At 70.9% G+C, this 12,610-nt stretch carries 10 protein-coding genes and 1 tRNA gene; 4 read left to right on the top strand and 7 right to left on the bottom strand.

Annotated elements, in window-relative coordinates; genetic code table 11:
• Positions 1-40: 40 nt before the first annotated feature.
• The 5 genes from ACWCPF_RS08385 to ACWCPF_RS08405 form a co-directional block, all read right to left on the bottom strand.
• Positions 41-625, bottom strand: coding sequence for a 50S ribosomal protein L25/general stress protein Ctc (locus ACWCPF_RS08385; RefSeq protein WP_451044176.1), 585 nt, complete (start codon positions 623-625; stop codon positions 41-43).
• Between the two features lie 220 nt (positions 626-845).
• Positions 846-1,820 carry a ribose-phosphate diphosphokinase gene (locus tag ACWCPF_RS08390; RefSeq protein WP_451044177.1) on the bottom strand — a complete coding sequence of 325 codons (975 nt, stop codon included), beginning with the start codon at positions 1,818-1,820 and terminating at the stop codon, positions 846-848.
• Positions 1,821-1,957: 137 nt separating this feature from the next.
• A complete protein-coding gene (gene glmU / locus ACWCPF_RS08395) occupies positions 1,958-3,406 on the bottom strand; it encodes a bifunctional UDP-N-acetylglucosamine diphosphorylase/glucosamine-1-phosphate N-acetyltransferase GlmU (RefSeq protein WP_451044178.1) in 1,449 nt (482 codons plus the stop codon).
• Between the two features lie 114 nt (positions 3,407-3,520).
• Positions 3,521-3,591, bottom strand: a tRNA-Gln gene (locus ACWCPF_RS08400).
• A gap of 6 nt (positions 3,592-3,597) precedes the next feature.
• On the bottom strand, positions 3,598-4,458 hold the full coding sequence (locus ACWCPF_RS08405; protein WP_451044179.1) for a hypothetical protein: 861 nt from the start codon (positions 4,456-4,458) through the stop codon (positions 3,598-3,600).
• Between the two features lie 133 nt (positions 4,459-4,591).
• Here ACWCPF_RS08405 and ACWCPF_RS08410 point away from each other — a divergent pair, with 133 nt between their 5' ends.
• Positions 4,592-5,878, top strand: coding sequence for a sensor histidine kinase (locus tag ACWCPF_RS08410; protein ID WP_451044180.1), 1,287 nt, complete (start codon positions 4,592-4,594; stop codon positions 5,876-5,878).
• 70 nt (positions 5,879-5,948) lie between these two features.
• Here ACWCPF_RS08410 and ACWCPF_RS08415 read toward each other — a convergent pair whose 3' ends face one another.
• Entirely contained in the window at positions 5,949-6,443 is a 495-nt protein-coding gene (locus tag ACWCPF_RS08415) for an SUKH-3 domain-containing protein (RefSeq protein WP_451044181.1), read from the bottom strand.
• 74 nt (positions 6,444-6,517) lie between these two features.
• Positions 6,518-7,150, bottom strand: a complete 633-nt coding sequence (locus ACWCPF_RS08420) for a YwqJ-related putative deaminase (protein WP_451044182.1) — start codon at positions 7,148-7,150, stop codon at positions 6,518-6,520.
• Between the two features lie 306 nt (positions 7,151-7,456).
• Here ACWCPF_RS08420 and ACWCPF_RS08425 point away from each other — a divergent pair, with 306 nt between their 5' ends.
• The 3 genes from ACWCPF_RS08425 (at position 7,457) to ACWCPF_RS08435 (ending at position 12,451) form a co-directional block, all read left to right on the top strand.
• On the top strand, positions 7,457-8,461 hold the full coding sequence (locus ACWCPF_RS08425; protein WP_451044243.1) for an SMI1/KNR4 family protein: 1,005 nt from the start codon (positions 7,457-7,459) through the stop codon (positions 8,459-8,461).
• An 8-nt stretch (positions 8,462-8,469) separates the two neighbouring features.
• Positions 8,470-11,283: an SUKH-4 family immunity protein gene (locus ACWCPF_RS08430; protein WP_451044183.1), complete on the top strand. Its 2,814-nt coding sequence runs from the start codon at positions 8,470-8,472 to the stop codon at positions 11,281-11,283.
• 277 nt (positions 11,284-11,560) lie between these two features.
• Positions 11,561-12,451 carry a cellulose-binding protein gene (locus ACWCPF_RS08435; protein WP_451044184.1) on the top strand — a complete coding sequence of 297 codons (891 nt, stop codon included), beginning with the start codon at positions 11,561-11,563 and terminating at the stop codon, positions 12,449-12,451.
• The last annotated feature ends 159 nt before the right edge of the window (positions 12,452-12,610 follow it).

Consider the following 12,610-nt stretch of genomic DNA (forward strand, 5'->3'; position numbering starts at 1 on the left):
GGAGGAAGCGGCGGCCGACGGAACTTGAGGTGCCGGAAAATCAGGCCTCGGTGGTCTCGGCCTCGGACTCGGCCGGAGCCTCCTCCGCCTGAGCGGCCAGAACCTGAAGGACGACCGCGTCCTCGTCGATCGCCAGCGTGGTGCCCTTGGGCAGCGGGATGTCCTTGGCCAGGATGGAGGCGCCGGCCTCCAGACCCGCGATGGAGACCGTGACCGACTCGGGGATGTGCGTGGCCTCGGCCTCGACCGTCAGCGTGCTGAGCACGTGCTCCAGCAGGTACGCACCCGGGGCCAGCTCACCCTCGGTGTGGACGTAGACCTCGACGTTGACCTTCTCGCCGCGCTTCACCAGAAGCAGGTCGACGTGGTCCAGGAAGCCCTTGATCGCGTCGCGCTGCACGGCCTTCGGGATCGCCAGCTGGGACTTGCCCTCGATCTCCAGGCTGATCAGCACGTTCGGCGTGCGCAGGGCGAGCTGCAGCTCGTGACCCGGCAGCGTGATGTGCAGCGGGTCGACACCGTGGCCGTACACCACCGCGGGAACCTTGCTGTCACGACGGATACGACGGGCAGCGCCCTTGCCGAACTCGGTACGGGTCTCGGCGGCGAGCTTGACCTCAGCCATTGTTCACTCCTCGTAGAACGGGGGAAAGGTGGTCACCCGGCCAAACCATCGGCCTGCTACGAAGAGCGCGTCGATAACGGACCGCCGTACACACACGTGTACGGCCTCCCTCGCCGAGCAACTGTGGCAGTTTACGCAGCGGGAAGGCCGTACCGGAAATCGATCTAGACGAGAACCATGACGACGACCGTCACCGGACGGCCGTCATGGGACGATCCCGTCACTGCTCGTCGAACAGGCTCGTCACCGAACCGTCCTCGAACACCTCACGCACCGCGTTCGCGATCGTCGGCGCGATCGACAACACCGTGATCTTGTCCACCTCCAGCTCACCCGGGGTGGGCAACGTGTTCGTGAACACGAACTCGCTCACCCGCGACGCCTTCAGCCGATCCGCCGCCGGACCCGACAGCACACCGTGCGTCGCCGTCACGATCACGTCCTCCGCACCATGCGCGAACAACGCATCCGCAGCGGCACAGATCGTGCCACCCGTGTCGATCATGTCGTCCACCAGGACACAGACCCGACCCTTGACCTCGCCCACCACCTCGTGGACCGTCACCTGGTTCGCCACGTCCTTGTCACGCCGCTTGTGCACGATCGCCAGCGGCGCGCCCAACCGGTCGCACCAACGGTCGGCGACCCGCACCCGGCCCGCGTCCGGCGACACGACCGTCAGCTTCTCCCGGTCCACCTTCGCACCCACGTAGTCCGCCAGCAGCGGCAACGCGAACAGATGATCCACCGGACCGTCGAAGAAACCCTGGATCTGATCCGTGTGCAGATCCACGGTCAGGATCCGGTGCGCACCCGCCGTCTTCATCAGGTCCGCGATCAGCCGCGCCGAGATCGGCTCACGACCACGGTGCTTCTTGTCCTGCCGCGCATAACCGTAGAACGGCACGATCACCGTGATCGAACGCGCCGAAGCCCGCTTCAGCGCATCGATCATGATCAACTGCTCCATGATCCACTGATTGATCGGAGCCGTGTGGCTCTGGATCACGAAACAGTCGGCACCACGCGCCGACTCCTGATAACGAACGTAGATCTCACCATTGGCGAAGTCGAAGGCCTTCGTCGGGACGACCCCGACACCCAGCTGGTGGGCGACCTCCTCGGCAAGCTCGGGGTGGGCGCGGCCGGAGAAGAACATCATCTTCTTCTCGCCGGTCGTCTTGATCCCGGTCACAGCACTGTCTCCTCAGAGGGTGTCTCAGCTGGGTGTCGAGCGACCGCTCGCCGCTGGGCGCGACAGAACCGTCTCAGCTGGTGGGGTGCGGGTGTGCACTTATCACGGTACGCCGTCTCTGCCGCACCTGTTTTCGGTCAGCCTTCGCTTTGCGCCTGGCCGGAGGCCGTTTCGGCAGCCTTCGCCGCCGCACTGCCCGGACGCTTACGAGCCACCCAACCCTCGATATTCCGCTGCTGACCACGGGCCACGGCCAGCGAACCGGGCGGCACATCCTTGGTGATCACGGACCCGGCAGCGGTGTAAGCGCCGTCCCCGACCGTGACAGGAGCCACAAACATATTGTCCGAACCCGTCCGGCAATGCGACCCGACGGTCGTGTGGTGCTTGTCCTGACCGTCGTAGTTCACGAACACGCTCGCCGCACCGATGTTGGTGTACTCACCGATCGTCGCGTCACCGACATACGAGAGATGCGGCACCTTCGTGCCCTCCCCGATCGCGGCGTTCTTCGTCTCCACGTACGTGCCGATCTTGCCCTTCGCGCCGAGCCGCGTCCCCGGACGCAGATACGCGTACGGCCCGACCGTCGCCTGCGCACCGATCTGCGCACCGTCCGACACCGTGTTGTCGACCCGGGCCCCCGCACCGACCTTCGTGTCCTTCAGCCGGCTGTTGGGACCCACCTCCGCGCCCTCCCCGAGGTGCGTGGCGCCGTGCAGCTGCGTGCCCGGGTGGACGACGGCGTCCTGCTCGAACGTGACCGTGACATCCACCCACGTCGTCGCCGGGTCGATCACCGTCACCCCCGACAGCATCGCGGCGGTCAGCAGCCGGTCGTTCAGAATCCGACGGGCCTCGCTCAGCTGCACCCGGTTGTTGATGCCGGCGATCTCACGGTGATCGCCCGCCACCGAGGCGCCGACGCGGTGACCGGCCTCACGCAGGATGCCGAGCACATCCGTGAGGTACTCCTCACCCTGGCTGTTGTCCGTCCGCACCTTCTTCAACGCGTCCGCCAGCAGCTGCCCGTCGAACGCGAACACCCCGGAGTTGATCTCCCGGATCGCCCGCTCGGCGTCGGTCGCGTCCTTGTGCTCGACGATCGCCGTCACGGCGCCCGTCGCCCCGTCCCGCACGATCCGGCCGTACCCGGTCGCGTCCGGCACCTCGGCGGTCAGCACGGTGACGGCGTTCCCGTCGCCGTGGTGCGTGGCGGCGAGCTGCGCGAGGGTCGCACCGGTGAGCAGGGGGGTGTCGCCGCAGACGACGACCACGGTCCCGTCCACGCTCCCGCCGAGCGCCTCCAGCCCCATCCGGACGGCGTGCCCGGTGCCGTTCTGCTCCGCCTGCACGGCGGTGGTGACGTGCGGGTCGATCTCGTTCAGATGCGCGGTGACCTTCTCCCGCGCGTGCCCGACGACGACGACCAGGTTCTCGGGGTCCAACTCGCCGGCTGCGGCCAGCACATGACCCACGAGGGAGCGGCCGGAGATCTCGTGCAGGACCTTCGGTATGGCCGACTTCATACGGGTTCCCTCACCCGCTGCGAGTACGACGACGGCTGCCGGGCGATTGGCGCTCACGGAAGTTGCCCTTCGGCTGTGGAGAGGTGGGGACATCCGAAGGATACCGGGGCGTTTCTCGGGGGACATGAGAGTGGGCCCTGACAGTGCTGTCAGGGCCCACCTTCACTTGGGCTCCCGGGGAAGGATTCGAACCTCCATAAGTGACACCAAAAGACACTGTCCTGCCCTTAGACGACCCGGGATCGCCCTTATGTCCGGTTCGATAGATCGTCCGGACGGACAGCCCCTACTATGCCGTACCAGGCCCCCTCAATGCGACGGTGTAGGTCGGCGCTTTGGAGTACGGCCACTCGAAGGCAACCGTGGTAGTCCTCGCCGACATTGGTGCGGTTCGTCTTGGGGTTGTGCTTCTTGAGGCTCGTTTTCAGGAGCTCGTCGACCTTGATGCCGACCTGGTCCGCCCAGTAGGCCTCGGCTCCTGGGACGTCGGCCGATTCGTGAATGCTGACGGAGAAGCGTCGGCGCTCCGGTTCCACGCCGAGCAGGTCGAGCCAGGCCAGGAACACCGTGATCATGTTGGCGTCGCTGTTCACGAAGATGACCCGCCGGTTGGACCCTGGCTTGGCTTTCGATCCCTCGGACCAGTAGAGCCCGATGCCGACCAGGAACAGTTCGCGCGGGGTGATTGCCCCGATCTCGGCGGACGCCTTGCTCTGCAGCTCCGCTCGCGCCGCAGCGCGGTTTTCGGCAGCGCGTTGCGCGCCGCGTCGGGCTGGTCCCGTATCGGGGTGCGGTCGCGCGGGTGAGGGCAGATCTCGCACCCAGAGCGACACCGAACTCTTCGAGCACCCCAGTTCCGCCTGGATCCGGTTGTACGTCCAGCCCTGCCGGCGTAGCTCCCGCGCCCTCTCCCGGAGGTCGTCCTTCGCTCGCGGGCGCTTTGTCCATTCCGGGGGCGGCTCGCCCTCGACGAGGCGCTGCAGCGTCTCCTTGTTGTGGACCTGAAGCTCGTCGCGGATCTGCCGAAGGCTGTAGCCCTGGCGTCGCAGTGCGACCGCCTGGTCGCGGAGTGTTTCGAAGTCTGCGTACTTGCCACGGGGATGTGTCATACGCATACCGTCCGGGCGGAATGCTTGGTTCCGCGGTCGAACGGTCCTTGTTCACCAGTTCGAGTGATATCGGCGGTATTCGGTCGGTGAAAGTCGCCGGAAAAGGCGGGCCCCGCGCCCGTAGGCTGGAGGCATGACCACGACGGGGGAAGAGCACACGACGGCCCGGGGAGGGCCGCTGTGGTGGGCCAGATGGCGTAGCGCGGCGTTCGACTGGACTCTGGGGTTCGTGTCCGCCGTGGAGTGCGCGGTGGAGGGGGTTCAGTTCGCGCGGGACGCCGGGGTGCCGGTGGCGGCGGGGGTCGTGTTCGGTTTGGTCGCCGGTTCCGTGTTGGTGGTGCGGCGGCAGTGGCCCATCGCTGTGGTACTGGTGGCGATCGCGATCACGCCGGCCCAGATGGGGTTCCTGATGGGCATCGTCGGGCTGTACACGCTGGCGGCGTCGGAGCTGCCGCGGCGGATCATCGCGTCGTTGGCGGCGATGCAGCTGGTGGGGACGTTGATCGTGACGTTCGTGCAGGTGCGGCAGAGCATGAACCGGGGGACTTTGACGCTGGGGGACTGGTTCGTCCCGTTTGCCGCGATCACGACGTCGTTGGGGCTGACCGCGCCTCCGCTGCTGCTCGGGATGTATGTCGGCGCCCGGCGGCGGCTCATGGAGAGCTTGCGGGAGCGGGCGGACAGTCTGGAGCGGGAGCTGCAGTTGCTCGCGGAGCGGGCGGAGGAGCGTGCGGAGTGGGCGCGCAGCGAGGAGCGGACGCGGATCGCGCGGGAGATGCATGACGTGGTCGCGCATCGGGTGAGTCTGATGGTGGTGCATGCGGCGGCGTTGCAGGCGGTTGCGCGGAAGGATCCTGAGAAGGCTGTGCGGAATGCGGTGTTGGTGGGGGACATGGGGCGGCAGGCGTTGACGGAGTTGCGGGAGATGCTCGGGGTGTTGCGCAGTGGTGGTGCGCGGGAGCGGGCGGCGATGGCTACGGTGCCGCTCGCGGCGGTGGCTGCGGTGGTGGTGGAGGAGGGTGAGGGGCCTTGTCTGGCGGATCTGGACGAGTTGGTGGGGCAGTCGGCGGCTGCGGGGATGGTGGTGGAGTTGTCGGTGGACGGTGAGGTGCGGGCGTATGTGGCGGAGATCGAGCAGACGGCGTATCGGGTGGTGCAGGAGGCGTTGACGAACGTCCACAAGCATGCGGCGGGGGCGAAGGCGCAGGTGCGGTTGGCGCATCGGGTGGGGGAGATCGCGATGCAGGTGGAGAACGGGCCGCCGGCGGAGATGGGGTCGGCGTCGTCGGCGGGGTTGCCGTCGGGGGGGAATGGTTTGGTGGGGATGCGGGAGCGGGTGCTGGCGCTGGGTGGGGTTTTTGTGTCGGGGCCGACGGAGGCGGGGGGTTTTCGGGTGTCGGCGGTGATTCCGGCGTCGTAGCCGGCGCGTGTGGGGGTCCTGGTCCCGGTCCCGTGGGGGAGGAGGCCTGTACGCGGGCGGTGGGGGTGGCTCAGCTTGCGGTGAGGCGTATGGGTTCGATGCCGGAGGTGAGGGCGCCGAGGGCTTGGTCGATGTCGGGGCCGAGGTACCAGTCGCCGGTGTGGTCGAGGGCGTAGACGCGGCCTTCGGCGTCGACGGCGAGGAGGGAGTGGGTGTCGGTCTCGGTGCCGAGGGGGGCGACGTCGGTGTCGAGGGCGCGGCCGAGGTCGGCGAGGGTGCGGGCCATGTGGAGGCCGTGGAGGGGGTCGAGGTGGACGGTGGTGGGGGCGACCTGGCGGCCGGGGCCGGTGGGGGTGATGGTGAGTCCGCCGAATTCGGCCCATGCCTCGACGGCGGCGGGGAAGACGGCGTGGCGGTGGCCGGCGGGTGAGGTGTGTTCGCGGAGGGTGTCGGCCCAGATCTCGGCTTGTTTGATGTCCCAGCGTCCGGGTTGCCAGCCGGCGGCGCGCAGGGCGGCGTCGACGGGTGCGGGGAAGCGCGTGGAGGAGGTGCGGTCGGTGTGCATCTGCCCTTCGTTCGTCGTGCTGCGTGCGTGTGGCGCTGTGTGGCTGGGGTGCTGTGTGCCTGGGGTGGTGCGGGTCAGTCGGTGTTGGTGGTCGGGTCGACGATGCGGACGCCGAAGTGGTCGCTGAGGGCGGTGCAGGCGCGGCAGGGGGTGGCGAAGCTGCCGTGGAGGGGGTCGCCGTCCTCTCGGATGCGGCGGGTGGTGAGTTTGGCTTGTTTGAGGGTTTTGCGGGCTTCGCCGTTGGTCATGGGGCGGCGGGCGGCGCGTCTGCTGCGGTCGGCGTCGGCGGCGGCGATGTGGCGGGAGATGAGGAGTGCTTCGGCGCAGCGGCCGGTGAAGCGGTCGCGTTGGGCGCTGCCGAGGGTGTCGAGGAAGTCCTGGACGAGGGGGTGCAGCGGCGGGGGTTGGTCGCCTCGGGCGGCGGTGCCGGTGAGGGTGGCGCCGCGGACGGAGAGGGCGGCGGCGACGGTGGGCAGTATGCCGTCGCGGCGGTGGCGGAGGGTGGGGGTGTGGGGGGCTTCGGCGGTGGACCAGCCGATGCGGGGGTCGCCGGATCGGCCGGTGCCGTGTTCTGCGGTGCTGTGGGCTGTGGTGCCGTGTTCTGCGGTGGCGTGGGCGTGGTGGTCGCCTGTGTGGTGGGCGCCCGGGTGGGCGTTGTACAGGCCGTCGGACCTGCCGGTGTGTGGCCCCGTCTGCGTCGCGTTCATGATCGTTTTCCCCTCCCGTGCATCCCCCGGAGGTCACAGGGTGCCAAACGGCGTGGCGGGTGCGGAAGCTGGGGCGGTGCGACACGCCCGGGTTTGGGCGGGCTGTCACGGCGGGGTGACGGCTGGTCACGGAACCGGAGGCCCGGTGACCGTCGTCGTCGTACCGCATAGGCTGTCGGCACCGTGGGCGCGCGGTTGACGCGCGTTGGAGATTGTTGGAGACAGTCGATACGGGCGTGGTGGGTCGGGACCGGAAGCGGAACCGGCCGCTGCGGGCCGTACAGAGTGCCGCAGGGGGCAACCGCCATGACGACGAGTCGGCTCGGGCACCAGGCCGCGCCGCCGAACGCGGCCTACGCCGGGCAGGTCGTGCATTTCCCGGATCCGGTCCGGGCGGCACGGCACCCGAGAGGCGTGCGGGTGGACGAGCGGGGCTACCCGGTTTTCTCGCCGTACGCGCGTGCGGTCGCGGAGATCGCGGATCCGCCGGAGGGTTTCGGCGTGGACGAGTTGCGGTTGACGGACTACGTGTCGGCGAACGCGGCGCTCGCGGCTACGGGTCACGAGTTGTGGGACACGGTGCCGGCGGTGGCGACTCCGCATGGCTGGACGTGGCATCACGTGGTGGGTTCGCGGCGGCTGGAGCTGGTTCCGGTCGAGGTGAAGGCGTTGTTGCGGCATCACGGTGGGGTGTCGACGGCTGTGGTGGATCAGTCGAAGCGCGGGACGCGGCCGTTGCAGGAGACGCGTCCGGCGCATTTCGGGCTGCCGAAGTCGGGTGTGGCGGTGACGGAGCAGCAGGTGCAGGGGGTCGAGGAGGACCTCGGGTACCGGTTGCCGGGCGCGTATCGGTCGTTCGTGAAGGCGGCGGGCGGTTGTGCGCCGGTGGGTGCGGCGTTGGTCGCGGAGCGGGGGCTGCTGGTGGACCAGCCGTTCTTCACGGTGCGGGACGAGGCCGCTGTGAACGATCTGGTGTATGTGAACAAATGCCTGCGTGATCATCTGACGAAGGACTATCTGGGCGTCGCGTTCGTGCAGGGCGGGCTGCTGGCGGTGAAGGTGCGTGGTGAGCGCACCGGTTCGGTGTGGTTCTGCTCGTACGACGATGTACGGGACGTGGACCCGGGCTGGTCGCCGGCCGAGCGCATGGAGCGGCTGTTGCTGCCGTGCGGTGAGGATTTCGACGTCTTCCTGTCGCGGTTGGCCGGTAATCCGCCGGAGTTGGAGACGGTGGCGAATCTGATGGTGGACGGCGGTTTCGCGCGGTCGGTTCCGGTGTCGTCCGGGTCGTCCGCGGGCGCGGGGGAGTGAGCTGACCGATGGTGACGTTCGCGCAGGCGCAGGAGCGCGCCGAAGAGTGGATCAACGGGGATGTGCCGGCGTACCAGCATCGTGAGGTGCGGGTGCGGGAGTTCGGCCTCGGGTTCGTGGTGTGGGCCGAGGATCGTGCGGAGGGGCCGCGGTCGGACGGCGGTGCGCAGCGGCTGGTGATCGCGCGGGACAGCGGGGAGGCCACGCTGTGGCCTTCGGTGCCGGTGGGCGAGGTGATCCGCCGGTACGAGGAGGAGTACGGCCGTCCGGACGTCCCGGCCGACGCGGTGCCGGCGCCTGCGGCGCGGGTGGACCTGAATCAGACGTCGTTCCTGTTGTCGCCGCCGGAGTGGTTGCAGGAGGCGGCGGACCGGTTGGGCATCGAGGGCCGGCCGGGGGCTGCTTCGGGGAACGGGGCGGCCGCGGCCGGTACGGGTGCGGGTGCGGGTGCAGGTTCGCGTACGGGTGCCGGTTCGGGCGTGGGTGCGGGTTCGGGTTCGGGCGTGGGTTCCGCTGCCGGTGGGGGCGTGCCCGGTGGTGATCCTTCGCTGCCTCGGACGCAGGCCGGGGTGCCGGGGAGCGGGTTGCCCGAGACGCGGGGCGGGGTGCCGGCCGCGCCCGCGGTGCCGCTGGGGGCGACCCCGTGGGCGGGGACGGACACCAACGGCGACTCCGGTGACGACCGTTCCGTGCCGCTGCCCGCGACGGTGTTCGCGCCGCCGCTGAGCGGCTCCGACGACGAGTCGGGACCGCCGACGTCGCCGCCGGACGCCAAGACGGCGCTGATGTCCGGCGGCAGCCGGCTTCCGCCGACCGCGGTCGCGCCCGTGCTCGACGAGACGGGTGCGCCCGCTGTGCAGGGGGCGCGGCCTCAGCCGACTCCGCCGCCCGCGCCGTCGCCCGCGCAGGCGCCGACGCCCACGCCTGCTCCGACTTCGCCGCCGTCCGGTCCGGTCGGTCCGCCCGGGGCTGTCGGGGCGTCGTACGGCTATCCGCAGGGTGCCGCTGTTTCCGCGCCTGCGGCCGGTCCGGGGGCGCCGGCGCGGCCGCTCGCGGCGAACGCCGGGGACATCGCCGATGCCGCGACCAGCAAGGCCGCGCCGCCTCCGCGGCGTAACCGAGGGGGCGGGGCCGTGCCGCCGCCTCCGCCGGGTGCGCCGGGAACTCCGGGCGCGCGGCCGGGCGGTACGCCTCCGCCGCCGCCTTCCGGGCCGGGGGCGCCGGGCACTCCGGCGGGCGGTTACGTGCCTACGCAGCTTGTGTCGGCCCTGGGGCCCGACGGGTCGGGTGCTCCGGCCGGTCCGGCCGGTCCGGGGGGTTCGGCGGGTCCGGGTGCGCCTGGCGGGCCGAATCCGCCCGGGGGCATGCCTCCCGGGGGCGTTCACCACGCCGCGACGATGTTCGCCGAGCCCGGTCCGGGTGCGGGCGGCGGGCCGCAGCCTCCGGGTGTTCCGGGAACTCCGGGAGCTCCGGGTGCTCCGAGCGCTCCTGGTGTGCCTCACGCGCCGGGCGCTCCGGGGATGCCGGGCGCTCCTGGTGCACCCCAAGCGCCGGGTGTCCCTGGCGTTCCGGGAGCCCCGGGCGGGCCTGGCGCGCCCGGCGTGCACGGCGTGCACGGCTCGGCGGGGGGCGCGCAGGGCGCCGTCCACCATGCGCAGACGATGCTGGCCGGGTCCCCGACGGGCGGCCCGGGCGCACCTCCGCCGCCGCAGGCTCCCGGTGTGCCCGGCGCTCCCGGTTTCCCGGGTGCGCCCGGGATGGCTCCGGGCGCTCCCCGGCCGCCGATGCCGCCGGGTGGGCCCGTGCCGGGGCAGCCGCCGGCGTACGGGTATCCGCAGCAGCAGGGGTTGCCGACGGTCGGCCCGGGCTATCAGGCCGTGTTGCGCTATCGGGCGCAGGACGGCTCGGAGCAGCAGCTGATCCGGCGTTCGGCGCCGGGGACGCCGCATCCGGAGTGGCAGATCTTCCATGAGCTGCGGGCGATGAACGTGCCGCCGGACCAGGTGCTGGAGCTGCACACGGAGCTGGAGTCGTGTGAGCTGCCGGGTGCGTACTGTGCGCGGATGATCCGGGAGCAGTGGCCGCAGGCGCGGATCACGAGCATCGCGCCGTACGGCACGGATCACGCGAGCCGGCAGCAGGGCATGCAGCAGTTGCTGGCGCACCAGGGCGAGTTGCATCAGGTGGCGGACGGGCCGGCGCGTCCGGCTCCGGTTCGGGCGCCGTTGCCGCAGGTGCAGTCGGCGCCGCCGGTTCCGCCGGAGGCGATCGCGCAGGAGCTGGCCGCGGTGTTCGGGCCGTCGGTGTTCCGGTTCGAGCAGGCGGCGGTGTCGCGGCAGGGTGTGCCGCCGGTGGTGGCGCACACGCTGGTGGTGGCGGGTCTGCCTGCGGACATGGGGCCGTTCTTCTGGGCGCAGGCCCAGCCGGGGCGGCCGGTGCCGACGTTGGCCGAGCTGGCGGCGGAGCGGGGTGTGCAGCCGGCTTCGGACGCGGGGTCGTACCTCGTCATGGGCAGCGATTTCGGCAAGGCGATCTGTGTGCAGTACGGGACGGCGAACATCGTCGCCGTGCCGGTGGAGGCGGGGCCGGGCGGTGCGCCCGTTCCGCCGCAGTTCGTGAACACGGGGCTGCCGGAGTTCGCGCGCTGTCTGGCGCTGCTGGGGCGGATGTGGCGGCTGCGGTTCGGTCTGAACCAGGAGCAGGCGGGGCGCTGGACCGTCGACTTCCAGGCGCAGTTGGTCTCGCTCGACCCGGCGGCGCTCGGTTCGCCGGAGAGCTGGTGGTCGGTGCTGCTGGAGCAGATGTGGGACGGGCTGCTGTGACGGGCGGTCGCTGAGATAGCTGTCGCTCAGGCGTGAGGGGCGGGCCGGGCCGGGTCGGAAGACCGGGCCCGGCCCTTTTCTGTGTTCGCCCCTGTGTTCGCCCCTGTGTTCGTCTCTGTGTTTGTTTCTGTGTTCGTTCAGGGTGCGATCAGGTCTTGTTCTGAGCTGACCGTGTCCTGCGCGCGGAGTGTCGCGTTATGAACACTTACACCCGATCCATCAAGATATGCGCGAAATCATCATGTCGTGTCCGTCGGGTGGCGAGGGGTTTTCAAGGATGAGCAGCGCAAGCGCATCGGTGTCACCGCCGGGGTTCGTGACCGTTCGCCGCCGCGGCTACCGGCCTGAACAGGTCGAGGCGTACACCGCCGCGCTCTGCGCCGACCGGGACGCCGCGTGGGAGCGGGCCGCCCGGCTCACCGTCCTCGCCAAGCGGATGGAGGCGGAGGCCGAGCGGTTGCGCGAGGTCGTGACGCGGCTCGCGCCGCAGACGTACGAGTGTCTGGGGGAGCGCGCACGGCGCGTTCTCCAGCTCGCGCTGGAGGAGGCGGCGGACGTGTGCGAGAACGCGCGGGGTGATGCGCGAGAGCAGGTCGCGCAGGCGGAGACATGTGCTCTCGGCGTGCGCCGGGAGGCGCAGGAGGAGGCGGACGCGCTCCGCGCGGAGGCCGAGGAACGCGCCCGTCAGCGGCTGCTCGCGGCGCGCGCCGAGGCCGACGAGGTCCGGGTCGGGGCCCGCCGCGAGGTGAAGGAGTATCGCGGCGAGGCGCTGGCCGCCCTGCGCGAGGTGCGCCAGCGCACCACCGGCATGCTCGCCGAGCAGGACAAGGAGCACGCCGAGCGGTGGACGTCGGCGGAGCGCGAGGCGGCCGAACGGGCCGCGGCCCTCGACGCGCAGCACGCCCGCTCGGTGACCCGGGCCGAGGCGGCGCTGTCCGAGGCGAAGCAGGCCTTCGCCGAGGCCGAGGAGTCGGCCCGCCGCGGCCAGGAGGCCGCACACGCGCGTGCCGCCGAGATCCTGGCCGAGGCCCGCACCCACGAGGAGCAGGCCGCCCGGGAGACGGAACAGATGCTGCGGGAACACGGCGAGCGCTGGGACGACGTCCAGGCCCACATGGACCACGTCCGCAACAGCCTGACCACACTGACGGGCCGAACGGTGGAGTAACCGTGCGGGCGGCGGAGCAACCGGCACGGCCGGGTGCTCCCGGCGCCCTGGCGGGCCCTCCGGCCCTGGCGGGCCCTCCGGCCCTGGCGGGCCCTCCGGCCCTGGCGGGCCCTCCGGCCCTGGCGGGCCCTCCGGCCCTGGCGGGCCCTCCGGCCCTCG

It is taken from the genome of Streptomyces sp. NPDC001858, from assembly GCF_053594615.1.

Bases quoted from the DNA above. Each gene is read 5' to 3' on its own strand.
- ACWCPF_RS08435 (WP_451044184.1), top strand. From the start codon at position 11,561: ATGAGCAGCGCAAGCGCATCGGTGTCACCGCCGGGGTTCGTGACCGTT.
- ACWCPF_RS08405 (WP_451044179.1), bottom strand. From the start codon at position 4,458: ATGACACATCCCCGTGGCAAGTACGCAGACTTCGAAACACTCCGCGAC.
- ACWCPF_RS08415 (WP_451044181.1), bottom strand. From the start codon at position 6,443: ATGCACACCGACCGCACCTCCTCCACGCGCTTCCCCGCACCCGTCGAC.
- ACWCPF_RS08385 (WP_451044176.1), bottom strand. From the start codon at position 625: ATGGCTGAGGTCAAGCTCGCCGCCGAGACCCGTACCGAGTTCGGCAAG.
- ACWCPF_RS08425 (WP_451044243.1), top strand. From the start codon at position 7,457: ATGACGACGAGTCGGCTCGGGCACCAGGCCGCGCCGCCGAACGCGGCC.
- ACWCPF_RS08430 (WP_451044183.1), top strand. From the start codon at position 8,470: ATGGTGACGTTCGCGCAGGCGCAGGAGCGCGCCGAAGAGTGGATCAAC.
- ACWCPF_RS08420 (WP_451044182.1), bottom strand. From the start codon at position 7,150: ATGAACGCGACGCAGACGGGGCCACACACCGGCAGGTCCGACGGCCTG.
- ACWCPF_RS08410 (WP_451044180.1), top strand. From the start codon at position 4,592: ATGACCACGACGGGGGAAGAGCACACGACGGCCCGGGGAGGGCCGCTG.